The sequence below is a fragment of the Streptomyces sp. NBC_01618 genome, assembly GCF_045209435.1.
In the GTDB taxonomy this organism is placed as follows: domain Bacteria; phylum Actinomycetota; class Actinomycetes; order Streptomycetales; family Streptomycetaceae; genus Streptomyces.
In genome coordinates, this window is the sequence record NZ_CP109297.1 from 4,243,742 (window position 1) to 4,267,277 (window position 23,536).

Here is a 23,536-nt window from a genome sequence, read left to right on the forward strand (position 1 = left end):
TGCTGTGGACGGTCCGCAGGCGGGCGCCAGTGCTCCGGCTTTGTTCAGTCGCCGGCCTGCATGAGCAGGTCGTCCCGAATCCCGTCGTAGTGTTCCTGACTCTCGCGGTGATCGAGACGTGGCATCCCGAGAACTGGGCAGTGCCGACTCGGTCGGCGACGTACTGATCTGGCGACTCCGGCGCCTGGCCGATCTCCCCGCACCCGCCCCGCCCTCCGCAGCAGCCATAACGGCCGTGCAGCAGGCGAGTCCAGCACCGGCCCGTCGGCGGTGATCATCTCCGGCCGGGCACCGCTGGCCCGAGCAGGTCCAACGCCTCGTCCCGACGAAACCGGTCCGTCCCGCCGGCGGCCTTCGGGCGATGGGGTTCGTGCGAGCCAATGAGGAGGACCATCTCCTGCAGCCGGTCCAGGCTCTCCCGGTGGGCGGGGTGGGCGGCCTGGGCGGAATTCAGGTACGGGAGTGCGGCCGGGGGATCGTCAAAGCGAGAGCCCCTACCTCCACGGCTTGTGTCGGTGGGCGTCCTTGGTTACAGCCCGCAGGAGCCGCGGTCGAGGTGGAAGTATCGGGCGTTGGCCCAGCGGCACAGCCGGATACCGACGATGACTCCGACGATTGTGACCAGGGCGGGCAGGTATCCGCTGGCGACCTGGATGATCGGGATCGCAGGGCACCCACCTGAGATCGCCCAGCCCGTACCGAACAACACCGCGCCGGGGATCACGCCCCCGTGGATGCGCCCTGGGGTGCGGCGGACCCGCAGCAGAGCGAATGCGCACACGATGATCACCACGGCGCCGGCGAAGGAGAGGAGCATGCGCAGGTCCTGGAAGGTGAACATGCGGTTCAGCTCGGCGTAGTCGCCGAAGCCGATGTTGGTGACGGTATAACCGAGGGCCAGTCCGGTGATGACGTTGGCCAGCAGAATCGCGCCCCGGGTACGCATCAGATCACCTTCCACAGGAGGAACGACACCACGATGGCGGTGCCGAAGAACACGGCGGTCGCGACGATGCTGACCGGGCGTAGACGGCCGCAGCCGTTGAGTCCGTGGCCGGAGCTGCACCCACCGGCCAGCCGAGTGCCGAAGCCGACCAGCACGCCTCCCACGAACAGCAGGGCGATCATGGTGGTCGGATTGGCGGTGACCAGGTTCCGAAAGCCCGGGCCCATGTCGTAGCGGAGGTGGAACCGTCCGGAGGTGACCGCGGCGATCAATCCGCCGAGGAAGACCGATATCAGCAGGGCAGCCTGGGTGGCCAGCGGGGCCGGGCGCAGGCTCGTGGCCGCGGGGCTCTCGCTCGCCGCTGGTTCGGTATCCGCTTCGAGTGGCTGTGAATTCCCGTACGAATCCTGTGGCAGGGGGGACGCGCCGGTGCCGAAGTGCTCAGCCGTAGCTGCGGCGAGCGCCTCAGCGAGAGCTTGATCGTCGGCGAACTCCTCGTCCATCTCCTCGAGTTGGCGTTCGCGGCGCCAGTGCAACACGCGATCCCACGCGGACGACACACCGAATGACCGATCGGTGATGAGGGCGTAGTTGATGGTGACCAGAGCGAGCCCGATAGCGCCCGCCCACCAGGGCCAGTAGGTACTCATGCGGGTCCTCTCATCCAATCGGAAAATCGAGCCAACCAGCCGCGCTTCGAGCGGGGAGCTTGCCTCGCCCGTCGAGCGAGGCTGTTTGAAGGCTCGGGAATCTGTGGGGGCGGTGACGGTTGGTGATGCCAGACAGGTGCTGGCGGAGATGCCGCCCCGAAGTGGGCCGTGGCCCCCGGCGCCACGGTTCCGGGTTCTGACTGCTCATATGGGCGGTGCGGCGCCGGCTGGGACCAGGGCGCGGCCTCCGGTGACCACGGATCGGACCGTGGTGGCGGGGCCTGCTGGGGTACCTCCCCTGGGTTGGCGGCACCGGACCGGTCCGCCTCGGCGACGTCTTCGAGGTGTCGCGCGCGGGCTCCGTTGGGCAGCAAGCTGATCGGTACGCGCTCGCCGGTGAGTGACACCTGGTAGCGCGCACAGCCGAGCCACCGATCGTCGCTGTCGCAGTAGTATTCGCGCCAACCTCGCAAGCTCGCCCTGAGTAGGGGGAAAAGGGGGCATCCTGCGGCGTGTGAGCAACTCACGTTGCTCCCTCCTGATCGGCGCACACCACCCGTTCGGGCAGAGCGGTTGCCGTTCTCGATTCTTGCCCTCGCCGCGCTCGGCCGACGATCTGCAAAGCAACGCGGTGACGGGCAGTGACAATAAGGCTCTGTGCCTCCATTCCGCGACCGGGCGTGATGCAATCACTGTTTCGATGTCCCGAGCAAATTCAGGGTATTTTTCAGTCGGACTACTTGACACCACTTGGTGAGATATTCCGCGCGACGGATATGTGGCGTCTATCCCTCATGTCCGGATATTTACAACCGACAATCGGGCCAATTGGGTCACTATCCGCCCCCATGGCTGCGGCCTGTGCTGATGCAAGTCAGCTGTTTGCGGAGAGGGTGAAAATGCTGGAGCCCCTTGTGATGGTGGCGTGAATATCGTGGATCTCAAATGAAGAGCTAATGGAGAAGAATTATGTGTCAGCGTGCTGTCTGTGGGTCCTGTCGGAAGATGACCTATGAGGGCTGCGGGAGGCATGTGGACCAAGTGCTCATGGGCGTGCCGACGGCTCAGCGGTGCATGTGTGAGTCTGCGGAGCGCAGGGGTGCGCGCGCAGTGGGGGTGGCGGCTCGATCGGAATCGGTGCCGGCCCGACAGGGCGAGTCGCCGCGACGCGCACAGGTTCCTCGGCGCCCGGAGAGTTCACCGAGCCGGTCGAGGGGTGGCTGGTGGGCCCGGCTCATCGATTGGGCGAAAAGTCCGGTATAAGGAAATCAGTCGACTATGAGTGCTTCGGAATCTTTGGGTAGAAGACGCTGGTTATTGCGCCATGAAAACCCGGATTTCGAACTCCAGGGTGGCAGGCGACGCCGAGCCCGAAGCCTGCAGCGACACCCATGACCGTCGCTGCAATTGCCGTCGGCGTGTTCCTGGGAGTCGCCCTCACTGAAGAAGCTGCGGTGGTACGAGGACGCAGGTGAAGGCCCGATGCGGCTACGACGGTCGGGTGGTGTTCCTGCGCTCCTGCACGTTGGCGTAGGCCATGAGACCGAGGAGGACGGCCAGGAGTACGGCCGAGGCGCCCGGTGTGCCGAGATCGAGGCCGCCCTTGGCGGCAGGCTTCGTGAGGAAGTCGCCGGCGGTGGCGCCCAGCGGACGGGTGAGGACGAACGCGATCCAGAACAGTGCGACGTTCGGGACGGCCGACACCCGCATCAGGGCGGCCAGTACGGCCAGCAGCGCTGTGACGAGGAGGGCGCCGCCGGCGTAGCCGAGGCCGGAGCTGTCGGATAGGAAGTCGCCCATGGACGTGCCGAGTGTGTTCGAGACCAGGATCGCGGACCAGAAGAGGGCCTCGCCGCGGAAGGTGACGATGTCTCGGATGACGAAGGTCTGTCCGGTGAGCTTCCAGGCGATGAAGATGGCGATCAGCAGGGAGACCAGGATCGCCGCGCCCGCGGGGTATCCCAGGCCCAGGCCCTGCGGGCCCCGGCCCAGCGAGTCCGTGCCCGCCGTGAGGTACTCGGTACTGGCGTCACGGTTCATGAAGTCCGACATCGTGGTGCCGGCCATGCTCGTGGACAGGATGACCGTCCAGTAGAAGAACGGGTTGTAGCGCCGGGCCCGCAGTTGCACCACCAGCGTCAGCACGAACACCAGGAACAGTGCGATCGTGGTGAGGAAGTAGCCCAGCCGCAGCGTCTGGGAGAACAGGTCTCCGGCCGTCTCGCCGAGGGTGGTGGCGGCGACCTTCATGATCCAGAAGGCCAGAGTGACCTCGGGGAGCTTCTTCATCACGGAACGGCGCTCAGTGGCCACATCCACGGCGGTGAGGAATTCCGACTGTCCCAAAACGCACTCCTGGTCACGAGCGCGCCTGCGCGCCGGCCTGTTACCGCGTCCTTGCGTCTACGCAAGGTAGACCGTCTACACGCATGTAGACGGTCCGACACTCCCGGCGTGATGCGCTCAGACGAGGAGCTTCGTCTTCGCCCGCTGGTACTCCTCCTCGGTAATGGCGCCCCGGTCCTTGAGCTCGGCGAGTTTCGCCAGGTCGTCGACGTGCTTGCCCTCCCTCGGGGCGTTCGCGCCGGAGCTGTCGGCGGCGGCCTCCCGTACGTACGCCTTGAAGGCGGCGTCGCGTTCCTGCGCTTCCTTGATCTCCCGCTTCCCCATGGATTTGCCGCGCACGATCACGTACACCAGGACGCCGATGTACGGCAGCAGCAGCGCCAGGACGAGCCAGCCGGCCTTGCCCCAGCCGCTGAGGTCGTCGCTGCGGAAGATGTCCGCGATGACCTTGAAGAGCAGGAACAGCCACATGATCCAGAGGAAGAACCAGAGCATGGTCCAGAAGAGGTCCAGCAGGGGGTATTCGTCCACGGTCGGCTCCCTGATCATTGCGACTTCGTCGCGTCGACTGGCTGAACGGTAAATCAGTCATATCACCGTAAATCCGAGCCTGCCTCCCGGCGTTCTCCGGGCTCCTCTTTGGCCGCCCCTTGGGCCGCCCTCCGTCGTGGGTGCGGAGTACCGTGGAAATATCGAGGGAGGCTCGGGACGCCCAGGCCTCCAGGAGGCGGGGTCGCCTCGTGTTCATGAAGCGGTGTGAGAAGCGGCGTGAGCGGCGGTGTGAGCAGGCGTACGCATGGACGCTCGCGAGGGCGCATGCACACGGCAGATGAGTCCGCCCGGAGCCCGGTCGGGGCGATCGGCCGCGTCACCGTGCCGATTCCGCCCGATGGCCCGGGCGAAGTACTGGTGGCCGTACGGGGTGGGTCGGAGGCCTATACCGCATGGTCGGCGACGTCGATCGACAGGGACGTGCGCGTCGTTGTCGTCGACTCGGTCTCGGCGCGCGGCGTGATCGTGGAACGCCTGCCGTCCTGAGCCGAAGCAGCGGTGCAGCTACGTCGAGCAGAGACGCACGACAGGAGTCTTCCGATGTTCTTCTGGCACGTTCCCGCCCCCAACGAGGCGATGCTCATATCCGGTTCCAAGGGGCAGACGCTGGACACCCAGTTCCGGATAGTCACCGGACACGGCAGTTTCGTGCTCCCCGTGAAGCAGAAGGCGCGCATGCTCTCCCTGGCATTGCGCGAGGCGGAGATCACCGAGGATTGCGTGACGCAGCAGGGCATCCGCCTCAACGTCCGGGCCGTCGCGGTCTTCAAGGTCGGCGACGATGCCGTGTCCATCGCCAACGCGGCACGCCGCTTCCTGACCGAGCAGGAGCAGATGGAGGAGCTCGCCGGCCGGATCTTCGCGGGCCACCTGCGTTCCATCGTCGGCGGACTGACCGTGGAGCAGATCATCCGCGAGCGCAACCGGGTCTCCCAGGAGGTCATCGCGGGCAGCCACGGCGAGATGGAGAAGCTCGGCATCGTGGTGGACGCCCTCCAGATCCAGGAGATCGACGACGCCACCGGCTACATCAACAACCTCGCCGCCCCGCATGCCGCCGCGGTCGCCAGCCAGGCCCGGATCGCCGAGGCCAAGGCCGACCAGGAGGCCAGCCAGCGCGAGCAGCAGGCCGCGGCGCTCAAGGCGGAGTACGAGCGGGACACCGCGATCAAGCGGGCCGGCTTCCTCGCCGAGACCGAGCAGTACAACGCCCGCGCCGCGCAGGCCGGACCGCTCGCCCAGGCCAGGGCCTCGCAGGAGGTCATCGAGGAGCAGACCGCGCTGGCCGAGCGGCAGGCCGCTCTCGCCGCGCAACGGCTCGAAGCGGAGGTCCGGCGTCCGGCGGATGCCGAGGCGTACCGTCAGCGCACTCTCGCGGAAGCGGCCCGTGACCGGGCGAAGTTCGAGGCCGACGGCAGCGCGTACACCGAACGGACCCTCGCCCAGGCGCAGGCCGACGCCAACAGCGTGCGCGCCACCTCGCTGCGCGACGGCAACCAGGAGCTCATCGCGGCCAACCGCATCGTCGAGAACCTGCCCGCCCTGGCCGACGCGGCCGCCCGAGGCATGTCCGGGGCGGACCTGACCGTTTTGAACGGCACCGACGGTGTCAATGAGATGGCGGCGGGCGTGGTCGGCCAGGGGCTGGCGATTCTCCGCTCCCTGCAGCGCGGCGCGAATCCGATGAAGCCCCCGGCGGTCAACGGGAAGACCGCTCCCCGTATCGCCGAGACGAATTGAGGTCGGCGGGTGGCTCAGCTATTCGCTCAGTGATTCGCTCAGTGGTCATGAGCCCGTCGCGCATGCCGTACAGTTGTGTTTACCGACGCGGGGTGGAGCAGCTCGGTAGCTCGCTGGGCTCATAACCCAGAGGTCGCAGGTTCAAATCCTGTCCCCGCTACTGAAGACCCAGGCCCGGCACGCATGTAGCGTGCCGGGCCTGGGTCGTTCCAGTATGAGACCCCCGAAGGAGCAGGTCCGGGCGGTGTGTGGGCTGTGCCACGTACGTACCCCCATTGGTCGACGAGGAGTCGCCGCGCGACTCCGCTCCGGCGAGCCTGGGGGTGGGGCGCGGTACCGTCCGCAGCCGCGCGCGTACCGGGCAGGAGACCACAGGTGTGGAAGCGGCTGAAGGGGCGCGGCAGACGTGCCGAGGGCGGCACCCGCGCCCGGCGGTTCGTCCGCGCGCTGCCCGCCCTGATGATCCTCGGCGGGCTGGCGTTCGACATCCTCACCCCGCCCACCTTCACCGCCATTCCGCTGTTCGTGGCGGCGCCGCTGATCGCCGCGCCGTTCTTCTCGCTGTCCAGGACCATCTGCACCGGCCTCGCCTCGATGCTGGCCGTGGTCGTGCTGCGGCTGTACAGCAACACGCTGCCGGACGTCGTGCCGCTGATCGAGCTGCTCACCCTGGCCACCGTCTCGGTACTCGCGGTCGTGATCAACGGGGTCGTGCGGCGCAGCAATGAGCAGCTGGCGTCCGCGCGGGTCATCGCGGAGACCGCCATGCGGGCGGTGCTGCCGAAGCCGTCCGACCGGATCGGCGGGCTGCATGTGGCGGCGCGGTACGAGGCGGCGCAGGCGGACGAGTTCGTCGGCGGTGACCTGTTCGCCGTGACGGACTCCCCGTACGGGGTGCGGTTGGTGGTCGGGGACGTACGGGGGAAGGGGCTCGACGCCGTGGAGTCGGTGGCGGTGATCATCGGGGCGTTCCGGGAGGCGGCCGAGCAGGAGCGTTCGCTGGAGGGTGTGGCGCAGCGGCTGGAGCGGGCGCTGGCGCGGGAGGGGACGCGGCGGGGCGGGCTCGACGCGGTGGAGGGCTTCATCACCGCCGTGCTGGCCGAGATCCCGGCCGGGCTGTCGCGTGTGCGGGTCGTCAACCGCGGCCACCCCGAACCAATCCTGCTGCACCCGGACGGGGCGCTGGATGTGTTGGGGCCGACGGTGCCCGCGCTGCCGCTCGGGATGGACCTGGGAGCGTGGCCCGACAGGTCGGACGAGTGGGACCTGCCGGCGGGGACGACCCTGCTCCTGTACACGGACGGCCTCTCCGAGGCGCGGAACACCGACGGGGTCTTCTACGACCCGGCGGTCCGGCTGCGCGGTCGGATCTTCCCGGGGCCCGAGGAGCTGCTGTCCGCGTTGACCGATGACGTACGACTGCACACGGGGGGTGAGACGACCGACGACATGGCGTTGCTCGCGGTCGTACGTCCCGCGGAGGGGCAGCCGGACCGGCGCAGGACCGTGAAGATCGTCGGTCTGGAAGGGGTGTGACGAGTGGGGCGGGGGCTTTCGTGCGTGCCGGGCGGGCCTTGGGCGCGGGATGCCACCGTACGTAACCGAAGCGCGCCACTCCGCATAACATTTGACGCAACGTCAGAAATCGGGTGGTGACTGAGGGGTGATCAACTCATCCCATTTCACCCGGTTGTGCACCGTAAAGTCCAGGCCAAAGGCGTGAACGATCAGTGGGAACAGCTTGGAATCAGGCCCCGGTGTCTATTAACGTTCGATAACGCAGCGCGGTCGTCCCAGCCGTCGTCAGTGGCGGCACCGTGCGCGAGCGCCGAATTCCGCAAGGGAACCGGGGAACCACCTACATGGGGTGAATCGGACACCTGCGTCTCGTGAGAGGCGGAGGGGCCCGTAGGAGACCTTCCTGCTCCGAACCCGTCAGCTAACCCGGTAGGCGAGAAGGAAGGAAAGGAGTGCGCCCCCGTGGCGTCCAACAAGCCTGCCCCCGAGGCTCCCTCTCGGTTCAACCCCGACTTCGGCACCGACTTCGGCACCGACTTCGGATCCGGTTCCCACTCCGGCTTCGCTTCCGACTCCGGCTTCGGCCCCGACTACGGGACCGCCTCCGACTACGGGACCGGTGGGACGGGAGCGGCGTACGGCACCGAGCCGGGCGGCGACTTCGCCGGTGACTTCGGTGGCGAAGTCCGCGCCGACGGCAACGGTGAGCCCGAACGCGGCTGGGACGAGTGGAACCCCACCGAGGAGTCCGTCCGCCCCGTACGCGGCAGGCACCGCGTCGCCAAGCAGCGCAACGGACTTGCCCGTAGCTCCACGGTGCTCGGGGTCGGCGTCATCGCGGCGGTCGGTGCGGGCGGCATGGCCACCGCGCAGAGCAAGCCGCCGGTCTCCATCTCCCTTCCCGATTCCATCGCGGACAACCTTCCCGACGCCAAGTCCCTTCCGGGCGTGGGTGCTCTGTTCTCCGGGGAGTCCGAAGCCGACAAGGCCGCTGTCGCCGCCGATGCCGCACCGCTCACCACCGCCGGCCTCACCACCACCGAGGCCGAGCAGGGCACGTCGGACGCGGGCGAGGCGCTCCGTGCGCGCATCCTCCAGCAGGCGGAGCAGCAGCAGGACGCCGCCGACGCCGAGGCCAAGGCCGCCCAGGAGAAGGAGGCCGCGGAGAAGGCAGCCGCCGAGGCCAAGAAGCAGCAGGACGCGGCCGAGGCCAAGGCCGCCGCCGAAAAGAAGAAGGCGGAGGAAGAGGCCAAGAAGAAGGCCGAGGCCCTGCGGCTCGCCAAGCTCGCCGCCAGCTACGCCATCCCGACCTCCTCGTACACGATCACCTCGACCTTCGGCCAGGCCGGCTCGATGTGGTCCTCCGGCTACCACACCGGCCTCGACTTCGCGGCGCCGACGGGTACGCCGATCAAGGCCATACACGGCGGCACCATCAAGTCGGCCGGCTGGTCCGGTTCGTACGGCTACCGCACGGTGCTGGAGCTCGACGACGGTACGGAGCTGTGGTTCTGCCACCAGTCCTCGATCGGCGTGAGCGTCGGCCAGAAGGTCACCACCGGTGAGACCATCGGCCGGGTCGGCGCGACCGGCAACGTGACGGGCCCGCACCTCCACCTGGAGGTCCACACCCCCTCCGGTACGGGCATCGACCCGATGGCCTGGCTGCGCGACAAGGGCATCAACCCCTGATCCACAGGCCGCCCTTCCGGTCCTTCCGGTCCTTCCGGTCCCTGCGGGCCTTCCGGGCCTTCTCGTCCTTCCGGCCCGCGTGTTCCGAGCGATCCGAGCGGTCCGGTGATCCGCGCGGTCCGAGTCGGTTCGCCAGCCGCTGAACTCCGGCAGTCCTGACGCTCACCCCCCCCGACGTCAGGGCTGCCGGTCCGTCGCTGCGGGTCCGTCGCTGCCGGTCCGTCGGAATAGCGGGCGTGCTGGAATCCGTTGATCCATTTATGACTCCTCTTCGTAAGCTGGGCTCTTCCGACCTCCAGGTCTTCCCGCTCGCCCTCGGCGGCAACGTCTTCGGCTGGACGGCCGACGAGGCGCAGTCATTCGCCGTACTGGACGCCTACGCTGCGGCGGGCGGCAATTTCATCGACACCGCCGACTCCTACTCCGCCTGGGTCCCGGGCAACGAGGGCGGTGAGTCGGAGACCGTCATCGGAAAGTGGCTCGCGGCCCGCTCCAACCGCTCCGACATCGTCGTCGCCACCAAGGTCGGCGCACACCCCTCGTACAAGGGTCTCTCCGGCACGACCATCAAGGCCGCGGCCGAGGAGTCGCTGCGCCGGCTCGGCACCGACCACATCGATCTGTACTACACGCACTTCGATGACGAGACCGTCCCGGTCGAGGAGATCATCACCGCCCTCGACGGACTCGTGAAGGAGGGCAAGGTCCGGGAGATCGCCGCCTCCAACATCGGCCCCGAGCGGCTCCAGGCGTCCCTGGACTTCTCGGAGCGCGAGGGGCTGGCCCGGTACGTCGCCCTTCAGCCGCACTACAACCTGGTCTCGCGGGACACGTACGAGGGCGAGCTCCAGGACACGGCCGCCCGGGCCGGGCTCGCCGCCGTCCCGTACTTCGCCCTGGCCTCCGGCTTCCTCACGGGCAAGTACCGTCCGGGGGCTTCGGTGGAGAGCGCCCGTGCCGAGAGCGCCGGTGAGTACCTGGCGTCGGAGCGGGGACAGAAGGTCCTGGCCGCACTCGACAAGGTCGCCAAGGAGCACGACGCCGAGGTCGCGACCGTCGCCCTGGCCTGGCTCGCGTCCCGGCCGACGGTCGTCGCGCCGATCGCCTCGGCCCGTACGGTCGAGCAGCTGCCCGCGCTGGTGGCCGTCGCCGACCTCCGGCTGACCGAGCAGGATCTGGCGGAGCTCACCGAAGCATCCGCCTGACGGACGCGGTGCGCCGGCCCCTCCGGTGCTGAACCGGTCCGTCCGGCCCGTGCCGTACCGGCTACCGCGGCGGCAGCCGGTACGGATTGTGGCCTCTGTCGTATGGCTGGTACAGCGGTGGAATCCCCGGGGCCGGGGGTATGTACGGGGGACGCAGGCGGCCCGTCGCCTGCGCGGCGTACGCCAGGGCGGGGGCGGCCACGTCCCTGCGTTGCCAGAGGTGGTGCAGCAGCTCCAGCTCGCGTTCGGCGAAGTCCGGGCCCGCTGCCCCGCGGCGGGCCTGCCGGCGAAGCGAGGCCAGTGAGGTCGCGAACGACTCGTACTCGGCGACGGTACGGGCGGCAGCCCTGCCGTGGGCCTTGGCCTGAGCTGTGCCATGGGCCCTGACCTGCGCCGCCGACCCGTATCCGGGGCCGTACGCCGGCCCGTACCGCGGGCCCGGGCCGTACGGCGGCCAGTGCCCCGGGCCGTACGGCGGTGGCCAGGAGGACGGTCCGTACGGGCTGCTCCAGCTTCCCCCAGCCGCGGCGGCGTGTCGTTGGCGTGCCGCGTCGCGTGCTACGCCGCGGGCCCGCATCGAGGAGAGGGCGAGCGGTTCGGTGGGGGTCAGCCAGCCGGCCGCCGCATAGGCGGGCAGCTCGGCGGAGAGCGTACGCAGCTCCCGCTGGCGCGACCAGATCGCCAGCCAGGTGACCAGGCCGAAGACCGGGACCATGAACACCCCGTACACGGCGTAGAAGCCGTACGGGCCGAAGGACGCCGATCCGTTCCACAGGGCGTGCATGCCCATGGCGAGGACGAGACCGAGCAGCGGCAGCGCGACGCGACGGAACCGGCGGCGCCGCGCACTGACCGCGGCGAGCCCGAAGCCTATGCCGGTCAGCACCGTGAAGAGCGGGTGCGCGAACGGCGACATCACCGCCCGTACGAAGAACGTCGCGGCGGTCACCGAGACGACGCTCGAAGTACCGATCTGCTGGTCCTCACCGAAGGCGTTGCCCAGGTACAGGATGTTCTCGGTGAACGCGAAGCCGCTCGCGGTGAAGCCGGCGACGACGATGCCGTCGACGATCCCGTTGAACTCCCGTTTCCGGAACAGGAAGATGAGCAGGACGGCCGCGGCCTTGGCGCTCTCCTCGATGACCGGGGCTATGACCGTGGCGCCGAGGGTGTCGGCGTTCGACGGGTCGGCGGTGGCCGTGGCTATCCAGCGGGTCGCGAACGAATTCGCCAGGATCGCGACCAGGGCGGCCGCGAACGCGCCCCAGGCGAAGGCGAACAGCAGATTCCGCCACGGCGCCGGTTCGACCCGGTCCAGCCAGCGGAACGCCGCCATGAGGAGCGGGACGGGCAGCACGGCGAGCCCCAGCCCGACGAGAAATCCCTCGGTGCCCGTCTGATCGCGGACCAGGGCCAGGATCGCCAGTCCGCACAGCGCGAGCACCGTGCACACGGTCGTGATGCGGAACGTCCTGCTGCGCCACACCATGCCGACGCGGCGCGGCCGGTAACGCCAGTGCCTGCGCTCCGGCACGGCAGCCAGGATCTCGCCGACCCGCTGCTCCTCCAGAAGCGGGACGGCCGGCTGTGACTGCCGCTGCTGGACAGACCCTTCGGACACCACCCAATGACCCTAACGACCAGCACTGACACTGGCCATGGGGCACCGGTTCCGGAAGGTTCCGTCTCCGGTTCCGTTTCCGGCTCCGTACGTGCGTCTCAGCAGCGGGTCTCAGCAGTGGGTCTCAGCAGTGGGTCTCAGCAGTGGGTCTCAGCGGCGGGTCTCAGCGGCGGGCGAAGAGCAGGTCGTGCACGACGTGGCCCTTGTCGAGGCCCTGTCCCTCGAACCGGGTCAGCGGCCGGAACGCCGGCCGCGGCGCATAGCCGTCGTCCGCCTGGGTGTTCTCGAACAGCGGGTGCGCGGTCAGCACCTCCAGCATCTGCTCGGCGTACGGCTCCCAGTCGGTCGCGCAGTGGATCACGGCCCCCGGCTTCAGCCGCTGCGCCGCGAGATCGAGGAACTCCGGCTGGATCAGCCGCCGCTTGTGATGGCGCTTCTTGGGCCAGGGGTCGGGGAAGTACACCCGCAGCCCGTCCAACGAGTCCGGCTTCAGCATCTCGCGCAGCAGGATGATCGCGTCACCATTGGCGACCCGGACGTTGGACAGTCCGTTCCGGTCCGCGAGCCCGAGCAGATTGCCCTGGCCGGGAGTGTGCACATCCACGGCGAGAATGCCCGTGCCCGGGTCGTCGGCCGCCATCTGCGCGGTGGCCTCACCCATGCCGAAACCGATCTCCAGCACGACCGGGAGCCCGTCGAACAGCTCGGGCAGATCGAGGACGCGCTGCCCGTCGATGTCCAGGCCCCACTGCGGCCAGAGCCGCAGCAGCGCGTCCTCCTGGCCGGGCGTGACGCGGCTGCGGCGCGGCTGGAAGCTGCGGATCCGGCGCTCGTGGTGCGATCCGGCCGGATCGATGGCGGGTCCGCCGGGGAAGCGCGGCTCCTGGCGCAGCCTGCGCTGCCGCTCGAAGGAGGCGGCGCGCAGATCGTCCGGAATCCCGGCAGCCGACGAGGAGGGGTTCAAGGGCTCAGACACAATGCCCCGATTCTACGGCGGGCGGCTTCCACCCCGTCCCCCCTGCCCGGAGCAGCGCCCTGCGTGCCACCTCCCGCCCGATGGGCAGGGAGGCCGTCGCGGCGGGCGACGGAGCGTTCAGTACATGGACGGTGTGCGGCGCCTCGCGGATCAGGAAGTCGTCGACCAGGGTGCCGTCCCGGAGCACGGCCTGGGCCCTGACCCCGGCCGGGGCCGGGCGCAGATCGGCCTCCGTGACCTCGGGCAGCAGTCGCTGCACGGCTGCCGTGAACGCGCGCTTCGACAGCGAACGGTGCACCTCGCCCGCCCCGTACCGCCAGTGTCTGCGCGCGATCCGCCAGGTGCCCGGCCAGGTCAGGGTGTCCGCCAGCTCACGGGGGCGTACGACGGGCCAGCCGTACCCCTCACGGGCCAGCGCCGGCACCGCGTTCGGCCCGACGTGGACGCTGCCGTCGTGGCCGCGGGTCAGATGCACGCCGAGGAACGGGAACGCCGGATCGGGCACCGGATAGACCAGGCCGCGCACCAGCTCCGGCCGCGCCAGCTCGTAGTACTCCCCCCGGAAGGGCACGATCCGCACCCCCGGGTCGTCGCCCGCGAGCCGTGCCACCCGGTCGCAGTGCAGCCCCGCGCAGTTGACCAGGACCCGGGCCCGCACCACCGGGCCGTCCGCCGTACGCACCGCCACACCCCAGGGGCGGCGGTCGATCGCGGTGACCTCCGCCCCGTAACGGATCACCCCGCCCGCCCCGCTCACCTCTGCGGCGAACCGCGCTGCGACCGCCCCGAAGTCGCACACCCCGGTCGTCCCGACGCGGATCGCGGCGAGCCCGCGCACCTGCGGCTCGTACTCCGCGATCTGGGCGGGCCCCAGCTCGCGCACCGGCAGCCCGTGCTGCCGGCCGCGCTGGACCAGGGCGTGCAGACGGGGCAGCTCGGACCGCTCGGTCGCGACGATCAGCTTGCCGGTCACCGCGTGCGCGATGCCGTGCTCGGCGCAGAAGTCGACCATTTCCGCGGCGCCGCGCACGGCGTAACGGGCCTTGAGTGAACCCGGGCGGTAATAGATGCCGCTGTGGATCACTCCGCTGTTGCGCCCGGTCTGGTGGCGGGCGGGGCCCGACTCCTTCTCCAGCACCGTCACCCGGGTGCCCGGGGCGGTGCGCGTGATCGCATACGCCGTCGACAGGCCGACGATCCCGCCGCCGATCACCAGCACATCGCAGTCGTACGCCGCGTGCGTCATCATCACGCCACCTCCCACCCCGATAGTGCACTGACCCACTGACAACGCACTCAAACCAGCGCGGCCCAGCGTGGCGCCGGATCTTTACGCCCGGCGGCGACCCGGCGGCGACCGGGCGGCGACGGGTGGCGCACCGGATGCCGTCCTGACACTGTCCGGACAGTGTCAGGACACTGTCCGGATGCCGCAAGGACGTCCTGGTTCCGCTGTACGGACGTATGCGGGGGTCGGTCGTCCGGGTCGGAGGGGCTACGCGGGTGCCACCAGCAGCGGTCGGGCCCGTTCGCGCAGTTCGGCGACGCGCGGCTCGTGCCCGTACGGTTCGAGCCGGTGCAGCAGGTCCCGTACGTACTCCGTGGTCCGCGCCGAAGAGATGCGGCCCGCCACCTCCACCGCCCGGGTGCCCGCCGCGCAGGCCGCGTCCAGATTCCCGGACTCCAGCTCGGCCACCGCCGACACCACGAGCCGCAGCCCGTGCGAGCGGACGAACTCCTCGGTGGGTCTGGACAGGGCCTGCTCGGTGAAGCGCCGCACCTGCCGGGGCGCCTTCAGGTCGAGGTGGCACTCCGCGGCGTCCGCCGCGAATCTGTCGTACGAGTAGAAGCCCAGCCATGACGGGTCCGCGTCACCGTCCCGGGAACGCTCCAGCCAGCCCTCGGCGGCCTTCAGTGCGGCCCCCGCGGCCGGTGCGTCGCTCGCCTTCGCATGGGCGCGCGCCTCCACCAGACGGAAGAAGCTCATGGTGCGGGCCGTGGCGAGCCCCCGGTTGCGTTCGACGGCGGCCTGCGCGAGGTCGACCCCCTCGTCGGCGAAACCGCGATAGGTCGCCTGCAGGGACATCGAGGCGAGGACGTAGCCGCCGAGTGGTACGTCGGCCGCGGCCCGAGCGAGTCTCAGTGCCTGGATGTAGTAGCGCTGCGCGGCCTCCTGCTGGCCGGTGTCGAAGGCCATCCACCCGGCGAGTCTGGTCAGCTCGGCCGCCGCGCCGAAGAGCGCCCGGCCCACCTCGTCGCTGTACGAGCCGAGCAGCAGCGGTGCGGCGTCGACCCGTAAACACTCGGGGACCATGGAGGAACGCCAGTCCCCGCCGCCGTACTTGGAGTCCCAGCGGCGGGCGTCCTGGGCGGCCTCGCGCAGTTTGGAGACATCGCTGTGGCCGACCCGCAGCGGGGAGATGTCGGTCGTGACCGGGCCGACCGGCGCGGCGGGGGACGTGAAGGAGGGCGCGGACATGGCTTCCGGGCCCGGCTGGGCGGGGATGGACGGTGTCCGCTGCGTCCCCATCGCTCCCAGGGTTCCCGGCGCCGCCTGAGCCGCCCGTGCGTTCAGAGCTGTCTGCGTCACCGGGGCACCGGCGACGCCGGCAGTGGCCGTGGTGCCGGGAGCGCCGGGCTCCGTCTCCGTGCTCTTTCCCGCCGTGACCGGTGTCCTCTGCGCCCCTGCGCCGGTGCGCGCGCCCCTTGCACCCGGTGGGCTGAGGACGGCTGTCTCCGCGGCCGTCGAGTCGCGTTCCACCGACGGGTCGGCGGGGGATATCAGCCAGCGGGACGCGGGCGTCGCGTACGCGCTCACCGAGAACGAGCCCGCCAGCGACTGCCAGATTCCGCCGCTGCCGGCCCGCCGCCCGGCCAGATCCAGCCGGTACAGCTCGGTCGCCGAGCGAACCGCCTCGGCCACATCGCGCGGAAACGCCAGCCCGACCTCCGGCGCCGGATCGGCGTCCGCGAGCCCGATCTCGTGCAGCGGGACCGGCCGGCCGAGTTTGGCGCCGATCGCCGCGGCGATGAGATGGGGCGCGGCGCCCTGCGGCACCATTCCCTTGGAGACCCACCGGGCCACCGAGGTCTTGTCGTACCGAAGTGTCAGTCCGCGCTGAGCCCCGAGGTCGTTGACCCGCCGGGCGAGCCCGGCGTTGCTGATTCCCGCGAGGGCGAGAACGGTTCCGAGCTTCTCGTTCGGTCCGCGTTGCTCCCTGGACATGCGCCACCCCTCGACACACAGACGGCCGCCGCGTCACCGTTGCGGCGCGCGACATTCGTACCGTGTCCTCCCCAGGGACGAGCCCCGGCACTCCGCCGCACACGCATATGGCCGAGCCCCGAGGAATATGCCTCCTGCCGAGAACCTCAGTAAACACAGGGTAGTTCGCCGCATCCCTACCGTTAAGGGGCAGACGTCCGTATGGCGGGATTGTTGTCCGTGCGTACGCGGTCGGCTGCGGGGCGTAGCTCCGGTTGCCGGCGCGGCGCCCCTCCGTCGTCGCGCGGAGCGGCCCGGACCCGGCGCGGCCCTGGCCCGAACCTGGCGCGGACCTGGTCGGCGAACCGGCTCCGAACCCCGTGTGACGTACCGCTCGGAGGGGTGGCGACGGCCGCCCTCCGGGCTCCGTACGTGCTCCTGGTGTGTGGCCGTGCGCCCGGCCGTGCGCTCTCGTCCGGCCGTTTCGGAAGCGCTTCCATGGTTGCTGCGTGGGTCGGCCCACTGCATTGGACTCAGTGGGCTGGGGGACACTGCCGCCTCATTCCCCGCAGGCGGCGGACCGGTCCGGGAGGTGAACCGCGCCTCCCGGACTGTGCGTTGGAGTGTTCGCCGGGCTGTGCGTCGGGCTGCTCGCCGGGCTGTGCGTCGAGATCGGTGCGCGACCCGTAGGCGACCCGTACGCGACCGGTATGTGATCGGTGCCCGGCCGTCATCGGGCCGATGCGAGTCGGCGAAGCGGGGAGTGGAGCGGGGATTGAAGCAGGGCAAACGGGACTTCCGGTGCGGTGAGGCCCCTGTCGTCGCGTTGTCGCACGCTCGAAGAATGGCTGAATGTCATCGGTCGACCGAGGCTGGGGCGACCGATTTGCGGACATCTCGTCGACCGTCCGGTGATCGTCCGTCATCGGTTCGTCGTCGACGGCGTCGGTCCGTGGGTGGTTCGGGGTGTGGCCGGATTTCGCCCGGTGAATCTTGCTCGTATGGGGTCCGCAACACGCCCGATCCATAAGCGCGTTGGCGCTGAGCCGCCTTGCGTGCGCCGGACGTCGGTCGTCCCCGTGGGAGACCCGGCGCAGGTTGCCGCCCGACGTGCGCCCGTAGGCGCCCGGCCTTGTTCCGGTCATTGCCAGGGGCGCATGCCCTTCCGACGTGCGCCCTCCGTAGCCCCTCCTGCGCGCGTTTGTCGTGGCAGCATGTTCGCAACGGCGCGGCGCGCTAGCGGAGTGCTCCCGATAATGTCCTGCTGCGCCGATTTGTCCACAGCCTGTGGAGGCGGCGATGCGTTGGTTGGTGGGGTGGAGCAGTATCGCCGCGCGCTTCGGCACGGCCGGCGCCGTCGGCGACGCCGACGAGGGGCGCACGATGCACCCCGTCGGATCCCAACTCCTGTGGGGCGACCCGGATCCGCTCTGGGCCGTCGGCGACTGGCGCCCCGACGAGATCCGTACGAGCAAGGCCGAGACCGCCGAAGGCGCGCCCACGGCCCGGCTCGCCGTCCTCGGCTGCTGCAGCGCCACCGACGAACAGCTGCGCGTCGGCCTCCTCGCCGCCCGCGGCGGAGCCCTGCGCCACCTCACCTCCTGGCCCGGCAGCTACACGGCCGTCGTCCAGGTCGGCCGCCGCATCACCGTCATCGGGGACCTCGCCGGAGCCCGCCCGGTCTTCTACACGCCCTGGGCCGGCGGCACGGCGTACGCCACCGCCGCGCTCCCGCTCGCCGACCTCATCGAAGCCCAGCTCGACATCGGTCACCTGGCCGCCCTGCTCGCCTGCCCCGAAACCCCGGAGGCGCTGCGCGACGGCACCCCGTACGAGGGAGTGAAGCGCATCCCGCCGGGGCACGCGCTGATCCTCCGCGAGGGCTCGCGCGAGATCACCGGGTACGAGGCGGTCGCCTCCCTCGCCGTTGCCGCGCCCCAACTCGACCCGGTCAGCGCCGTCGAAGGGGTGCGCGACGCGCTGGTCGAGGCCGTACGCGCCAGACTCACGGCCCCGCGCCACGCCCCCGAAACCCTGCCGCCCGACCCCGGACCGGTCCCCGGCATGGGGCCCGCCGAACGACGCGCCGCCCGCGGCGCCCCTGTACCCGGCATCGGCGCCGACCTCTCCGGAGGCAGCGCCTCCGCCACCCTCGCCCTCCTGGCCGCCGGACTGCCGGGCCTGCCCGGCACCCTCCTCGGCCACGGCACCGGAGCGGGGGAGCGGCTGCTCGCCGTCACCTTCAACGACCTCACCGCACGCGGGCACGAGGACGAACTCGAACGCGCCCGCGTCATCGCCGCCAACCCGCGCCTGCACCATGTCGTCGTCGCCGCCGGGGAAGAGGCCCTGCCCTACGCCGACCTGGGCGGCGGCCCGCTCACCGATGAACCCGCCCCGTCCCTCGTCGTCGCCGAGCGCCACCGCCGCCGCCTCGCCTCGGGCAGCGCCGACCACTTCGTCGGCGGCGGCGCCCGGCAGGTGCTCGATGCCCATCCGGCCCGCCTCGCGGACCTGCTGATGGACCGGCGCCGACGCCATCTGCTGCGCCCGGTCGCCGCTCTCGCCAAGGCCGAGGGCCCGACCGCGCACTCCCTCTTCGTCCCGCTGACCGTCTACCGGGCGGCCCGCCGCCTGTCCCGTACGTCGTACCGCACCGGTCTTGAGACAGCGGCCGACCGGCTGCCGGACGCCAACCGCCACGCCCCCGACCTCGACACGCCCGCCGACGCGTCGCTCGCCGCCCTCGCCTGGTCACGGCCGGGACCCGCCGCGCGCTGGCTGACCGGGGAGGCACTCGCCGAGGTGGCGTTCCGCCTGCAGGAAGCGGCGATCCGCCCCGCTTCCGTCCCGCGCCCGGGCGAGGCCCGCGCCCGGGCGGCCCTCGCCCGGTTCGCCGCCGATCACCGGATCCTGGAGCAGGCCGCGGAGAACCGCAGCCAGCGGCTGCACGCCCCGTTCCTCGACAATCAGGTCGTACGCGCCGCGCGTGCGCTCCCCGAATCGCTCCGCGTCCAGCCGGGCGCCCGCGCCGCGATCCTGCGCCGGGTGCTCGCGGGCGCGGGCATCCACGAGCTGCCGCCCGGCTGGGGCACCCCCTCCCTCGCCACGGCGAACGCCACCGCCCGCACCGGCCTGCGCGCCGCGCTCCCCGAACTGATCGCCCTCTTCGACGCACCGCTGCTCGCCGACGCGGGTCTGATCGAGGCCCGCGTCGTACGGAAGGCCCTGCGCGCGGCCTCGGAGGGCGAACCGCTCCCGCTGGACGGCCTCGCGCATCTGGCGTCCATGGAACTGTGGCTCCGCCGACTCGTGTCACGGCGCGGCACCTGCTGGACGGGCACGGCGGCGCCGCGCCAGCGCGCGGTCGCGGGCGGAATCGTTCCGGCGAGACGGACGCTGCAGCCGTAGGCGCGGGCGGGGTGGGGCGGGGTCGACGGGGAAGGGCCGACGGGGAAGGGCCGACGGGGAAGGGCCGACCTGGAAGGTCGACGGGGAAGGGCCGACGGGGAAAGGGCGACGGGGCCTCGCGTCCGCCGATGTGGTGCGCTCCGGCGGGCGTCCGATACCGGACGCGCCGCGTCGCACCCGCCGTCGGGCGCCTGCTTCCGTCCGCCCCACGGGACAGAATGGCCGGATGCGTTACCTGATCCTCGGCGTCACCGAGGCGCGAGACGAGAACGGCGGGGCGCTGCCCGTGGGCGGTACGCGGCTGCGCGCCCTCCTCGCCGCACTCGCCCTGCGCACGGGCCGGACCGTGCACATCGCCGATCTTGTCGACGACGTATGGGCCGGGGATCCCCCGCACGACGCTCCCGCGGCACTCCAGGCCCTCGTGGGCCGGCTGCGCCGGGTGCTCGGCCGGGACGTGATCGTGAGCGACCACGGCGGTTACCGCTTGGTGGCCGTGCCCGACGAGGTCGACCTGCACGTGTTCGAGCGGCTGTCCCAGCAGGGGGCCGACGAGCTCGACACGGGTGACCCCGCGACGGCCGCCCGCACGCTCCGTGCCGCGCTCGCCCTGTGGCGCGGCCCGGCCCTCGCCGACCTGCCGGACGGGAAGAACGGCCACGGTCTGCGCCCGGAGGCCCACCGCCTGGCCACGCTGGAACGCCGCATCGAGGCCGACCTGCGGTGCGCCGCGACCGGGGCCGGCCCGCCCACCCTCGTACCGGAGCTCAAGGAGCTGACCGCCGCCCATCCGTACGACGAACGCTTCCGGGCCCAGCTGGTCCGCGCCCTGCGCGCCGAAGGCCGCCGGGCCGACGCGCTGGCCGCTTACGAGGAGGCCCGCCGCGTCCTCGCCGACGGCCTCGGTACCGATCCGGGACCGGAACTGGTCGCCCTGCACCGCGAGTTGCTCAGACCATCGTCGGGAACGACACCCGAAGTAACCGGACCGCTCGTCTCCGCCCCTTCCTCCCCTTCAGCCTCTACCGCCACCTCAGCCTCTACCACCACCTCGCCATCTCCCACCACCTCAGCCTCTACCACCCCCTTCGCACCTTCAGCCGGGGCCCGGGGGCGGTCCGGCGGCCGGGGTACGTGGCCTGACGCTGGCACTTCGCGAGGCGCGGGACGCCCAGTGCGCCGAGCTCGTCACCGGACAACTGGCGGACGGCGTAGCGGCGGTGCTGCCGAAGGTGGGACGCCATGGCGAAGCCGTACGGATTCTGGCGGCGGCCGACGGCTGGCGCCTCACCAGTCCCCGGACCGGGGCGCAACAGGCCGAGGCGGACGAGGTCGAGCGGCAGGCACGCGAGGAGCTGGGGCCTTTGCTGTACGAGTCGGAGCGCGCCGCGGGCCGCAGGCTTGCGGTCGACGACGTCATCGAGCTCCTGACCCGCATCACCACAGAACTCCCGGATGCCCCGGATGTCGCTGCCGCCCCGGACGTCCCTGCCGCCCCCGCCGTCTGACCGCCCGTCGTCTCAACGACAGCTGATGGTCGAATCCGCCCAGTCGGCAAGTGTCGCACCGCCGCCCGGGTGTGCCCTTTCGACGACCAGCCGGATCTTTTCCTGACCGGCGATGCCGACCCCGACGGGAACGGCCGGGTCGTTGCCGTTCATCACCGGGGACTGCCACAGCCGCGTCCCGTCACCGTTGAAGACGGAGAAGCGCACGGAGCCCAGCCCCTTGGTCATGTCGTCGACCCCGACCACGGCCTCGTAACGCGTGCACTGCCGGTTCAGCTGGATGGTGACCGTGGACCTGCCGTGGACGGTGACCCCGTGCGCGTACCGCGTGCCGCCGATCGACAGACCGGAACGCGGCCAGACCCAGTTGCTCTCGTTGATCACCACCTCCGGCCCGGTGTGGTCACCGAGCATCGAGTAGCTCAGCTCGCTGAGCCGGTAGGCGGTCGGCGCGGGCGGCGGTGGGGGCGGGGGCGGCCTCGGCGGAGAGGGCTTCGGCGCGGGTGGCGTCGGCTCGGGAGTGGGTGTCGGTGTCGGCGTAGGAGTGGGCGTCGGTGTCGGCTTGGGCTTCGGCGTGGGTAGTGGCGCGGGCGCCGGTGGTGCTGGTGGTGGGGGCGGAGTGGGTTGCGGCGGCGGCGTCGTCGGGGGCGTCGGCGCGGGTGCGGCGGGCGCCACGGCAGCGGGCTTGGCCGGCTGTTTGGCCTCGGGCTTCGGCTGGTCGTCGCCGACCAGCGCCCAGGCCAGTCCGGCAGCCACCGCCACGGCAACCGCCGCCGCGATACCGGCCTTCGCCGGAGCACCGAGCCCTTCCGAGACTGCGGCACCACCGGCGGCGCCCCCGGAAGAGCTCCCGCCGGTCGCCGCCGCGGCGGCACCCGCACCCGCTGCTCCCGCCGCGCCACCGGCGACGATTCCGGCAGCCTTGAGCGCGTACCCCGCGGCGAACCAGCCGATGACCGCGACCGGCAGCAGCGCGGGAATCCCGGCGTTGACGTGGGCCAGTTCGCCCGCGGCGAGCCGGCACTTCGCGCACTCGTCCAGATGCCCCCGCAGCCCGCGTTCGGCCCGCATCCGGAGTCCACCCCGGGCATACGCGCCGAGGCGGTCGGCGTACCGCGCGCAGTCGCCGCCCGAGGTGAGCGCCTGACTCACATGCGCCTGCAGGTAGGCCTGCTTGAGCCCTTCGCGGGCCCGACTGGCCAGGACCGCCGTGGCATTGGCGGTCAGCCCGAACAGCGGGGCGATCTCGCTGGGCGACTCCTCCTCGACGGTGGTGTGCCACAGCACCGCCTGCCAGCGCTCCGGCAGACTGCGGAACGCCTGCATCGCCATCGACTGCTCGGCGTCGTGCATCGCCAGCACATCCGCACCGAGGTCGAGCGTGTCCGCGTCCGACACCTGGGAGGCCTGGGACGCCTGCGCGGCGAACACCGCGAAGTCATCGACCAGTTGCTCCCGCTTCGCGGTCTTGGTCCAGGCGGCCCCGACATGCCGGACAGCCGTCATGAGGTAGGCCCGTACCGCCTGCTCGGGCCCCTTGCCCCTGCGTACCGCCTGCAGCGTGCGGGCGAAGACCTCGGCCGTCAGGTCGTCGGCGGTGTGTGCGTCCCGGCAGCAGGTCCGCGCGTAGCGGCGCACCGCGTCCGCGTGCCGCCGGAACAGCTCCTCGTACGCGAGATCGTCGCCGTCCCGCATCTGTGCGATCAGCTCGGCGTCGGAGAATACGGAGTCGGAGTCGGAGGCGTCGGCGGCGCCGGTGCTGCCGCCGTCCCGCTGCATCGGCACCGCGATCGGCACCGCGGCGTCGGCCTCGACACCGACCTCGACACCAGCGTCGAATCCGACCTCGACACCAGCGTCGAATCCGGCGTCGGCGGGTGCCGGCCACGGACCGGGCAGAACGGTGCCGCCCGCGACGTCAGCGACCGACCGCTCGGGTCCGGCCTGGCTCGGTACCTGCCGGGAGGGCAGCCCACCGGCCTCCGTCACACCGCCCGTGGCGGAGACGTCGTCGAACGGCTCTTCCTGCTGCCCGTCACCGCTCATCGCGGAAGCCCCCGTTTGCACTGTCGGACCCGAACACCGGGCAAGAGTGCCACATGGCCCAATCACGCCGACCCTTCAGCCCCTGCAACCACTCATCCGGGGCGTTTTCCCGAATATGAG

At 71.0% G+C, this 23,536-nt stretch carries 17 protein-coding genes, 1 tRNA gene, 2 pseudogenes and 1 riboswitch; of the genes and pseudogenes, 9 read left to right on the forward strand and 11 right to left on the reverse strand.

The window, feature by feature from the left end; genetic code table 11:
• Window positions 1-274: 274 nt before the first annotated feature.
• The 5 genes and pseudogenes from OH735_RS19840 to OH735_RS19860 form a co-directional block, all read right to left on the reverse strand.
• Window positions 275-475: pseudogene (locus OH735_RS19840) on the reverse strand (flavoprotein); the annotation flags it as partial.
• Between the two features lie 54 nt (window positions 476-529).
• A complete protein-coding gene (locus OH735_RS19845) occupies window positions 530-946 on the reverse strand; it encodes a YeeE/YedE thiosulfate transporter family protein (RefSeq protein ID WP_406382846.1) in 417 nt (138 codons plus the stop codon).
• Window positions 946-1,596, reverse strand: a complete 651-nt coding sequence (locus OH735_RS19850) for a YeeE/YedE family protein (protein ID WP_406382847.1) — start codon at window positions 1,594-1,596, stop codon at window positions 946-948. Before OH735_RS19850 ends, OH735_RS19845 begins: the two co-directional genes overlap by 1 nt.
• Before the next feature lie 1,488 nt (window positions 1,597-3,084).
• Window positions 3,085-3,942: a hypothetical protein gene (locus OH735_RS19855; protein WP_406382848.1), complete on the reverse strand. Its 858-nt coding sequence runs from the start codon at window positions 3,940-3,942 to the stop codon at window positions 3,085-3,087.
• A 117-nt stretch (window positions 3,943-4,059) separates the two neighbouring features.
• Window positions 4,060-4,473, reverse strand: coding sequence for an SHOCT domain-containing protein (locus tag OH735_RS19860; protein ID WP_406382849.1), 414 nt, complete (start codon window positions 4,471-4,473; stop codon window positions 4,060-4,062).
• Window positions 4,474-4,758: 285 nt separating this feature from the next.
• Here OH735_RS19860 and OH735_RS19865 point away from each other — a divergent pair, with 285 nt between their 5' ends.
• The 6 genes from OH735_RS19865 to OH735_RS19890 all read left to right on the forward strand — a co-directional run bounded on the left by OH735_RS19865 (window position 4,759) and on the right by OH735_RS19890 (window position 10,649).
• On the forward strand, window positions 4,759-4,980 hold the full coding sequence (locus OH735_RS19865) for a hypothetical protein (RefSeq protein WP_406382850.1): 222 nt from the start codon (window positions 4,759-4,761) through the stop codon (window positions 4,978-4,980).
• 54 nt (window positions 4,981-5,034) lie between these two features.
• Window positions 5,035-6,234 carry an SPFH domain-containing protein gene (locus OH735_RS19870; protein WP_406382851.1) on the forward strand — a complete coding sequence of 400 codons (1,200 nt, stop codon included), beginning with the start codon at window positions 5,035-5,037 and terminating at the stop codon, window positions 6,232-6,234.
• Window positions 6,235-6,320: 86 nt separating this feature from the next.
• A tRNA-Met gene (locus OH735_RS19875) sits at window positions 6,321-6,394 on the forward strand.
• Between the two features lie 215 nt (window positions 6,395-6,609).
• The gene (locus tag OH735_RS19880; RefSeq protein WP_406382852.1) at window positions 6,610-7,770 is read left to right on the forward strand and encodes a PP2C family protein-serine/threonine phosphatase; all 1,161 of its coding nucleotides are present in this window, start codon (window positions 6,610-6,612) and stop codon (window positions 7,768-7,770) included.
• A 280-nt stretch (window positions 7,771-8,050) separates the two neighbouring features.
• Window positions 8,051-8,203: riboswitch (cyclic di-AMP (ydaO/yuaA leader) on the forward strand.
• 11 nt (window positions 8,204-8,214) lie between these two features.
• On the forward strand, window positions 8,215-9,444 hold the full coding sequence (locus tag OH735_RS19885; protein ID WP_406382853.1) for a M23 family metallopeptidase: 1,230 nt from the start codon (window positions 8,215-8,217) through the stop codon (window positions 9,442-9,444).
• Between the two features lie 260 nt (window positions 9,445-9,704).
• Window positions 9,705-10,649: an aldo/keto reductase gene (locus OH735_RS19890; RefSeq protein ID WP_406382854.1), complete on the forward strand. Its 945-nt coding sequence runs from the start codon at window positions 9,705-9,707 to the stop codon at window positions 10,647-10,649.
• A 61-nt stretch (window positions 10,650-10,710) separates the two neighbouring features.
• On the opposite strand, the gene OH735_RS19895 is transcribed toward OH735_RS19890, so the two are convergent.
• The 4 genes from OH735_RS19895 to OH735_RS19910 all read right to left on the reverse strand — a co-directional run bounded on the left by OH735_RS19895 (window position 10,711) and on the right by OH735_RS19910 (window position 16,472).
• Entirely contained in the window at window positions 10,711-12,270 is a 1,560-nt protein-coding gene (locus OH735_RS19895; protein ID WP_406382855.1) for a PrsW family intramembrane metalloprotease, read from the reverse strand.
• Between the two features lie 163 nt (window positions 12,271-12,433).
• A complete protein-coding gene (trmB, locus tag OH735_RS19900; protein WP_406382856.1) occupies window positions 12,434-13,246 on the reverse strand; it encodes a tRNA (guanosine(46)-N7)-methyltransferase TrmB in 813 nt (270 codons plus the stop codon).
• The gene (gene lhgO, locus OH735_RS19905) at window positions 13,239-14,495 is read right to left on the reverse strand and encodes an L-2-hydroxyglutarate oxidase (protein WP_406382857.1); all 1,257 of its coding nucleotides are present in this window, start codon (window positions 14,493-14,495) and stop codon (window positions 13,239-13,241) included. Before lhgO ends, trmB begins: the two co-directional genes overlap by 8 nt.
• A gap of 246 nt (window positions 14,496-14,741) precedes the next feature.
• A complete protein-coding gene (locus OH735_RS19910) occupies window positions 14,742-16,472 on the reverse strand; it encodes a sporulation protein (protein ID WP_406382858.1) in 1,731 nt (576 codons plus the stop codon).
• Window positions 16,473-17,750: 1,278 nt separating this feature from the next.
• Between OH735_RS19910 and OH735_RS19915 the strand changes: the two genes are divergently transcribed.
• Together OH735_RS19915 and OH735_RS19920 are read left to right on the forward strand one after the other, a co-directional pair.
• Complete coding sequence (locus OH735_RS19915; protein WP_406382859.1) at window positions 17,751-19,862, forward strand: asparagine synthase-related protein; 2,112 nt, start codon at window positions 17,751-17,753, stop codon at window positions 19,860-19,862.
• Between the two features lie 226 nt (window positions 19,863-20,088).
• A pseudogene (locus OH735_RS19920) lies at window positions 20,089-20,850 on the forward strand (BTAD domain-containing putative transcriptional regulator); the annotation flags it as partial.
• Between the two features lie 88 nt (window positions 20,851-20,938).
• Here the strand turns inward: OH735_RS19920 and OH735_RS19925 are convergent.
• Window positions 20,939-21,106: a hypothetical protein gene (locus tag OH735_RS19925; RefSeq protein WP_406386962.1), complete on the reverse strand. Its 168-nt coding sequence runs from the start codon at window positions 21,104-21,106 to the stop codon at window positions 20,939-20,941.
• On the opposite strand from OH735_RS19925, the gene OH735_RS19930 reads away from it, so the two are divergent.
• On the forward strand, window positions 21,095-21,370 hold the full coding sequence (locus OH735_RS19930) for a hypothetical protein (RefSeq protein ID WP_406386964.1): 276 nt from the start codon (window positions 21,095-21,097) through the stop codon (window positions 21,368-21,370). The genes OH735_RS19925 and OH735_RS19930 overlap by 12 nt on opposite strands.
• Window positions 21,371-21,382: 12 nt before the next feature.
• Here the strand turns inward: OH735_RS19930 and OH735_RS19935 are convergent, their stop codons facing one another.
• Window positions 21,383-23,416, reverse strand: a complete 2,034-nt coding sequence (locus tag OH735_RS19935; RefSeq protein ID WP_406382860.1) for a sigma-70 family RNA polymerase sigma factor — start codon at window positions 23,414-23,416, stop codon at window positions 21,383-21,385.
• Between the last annotated feature and the right edge of the window lie 120 nt (window positions 23,417-23,536).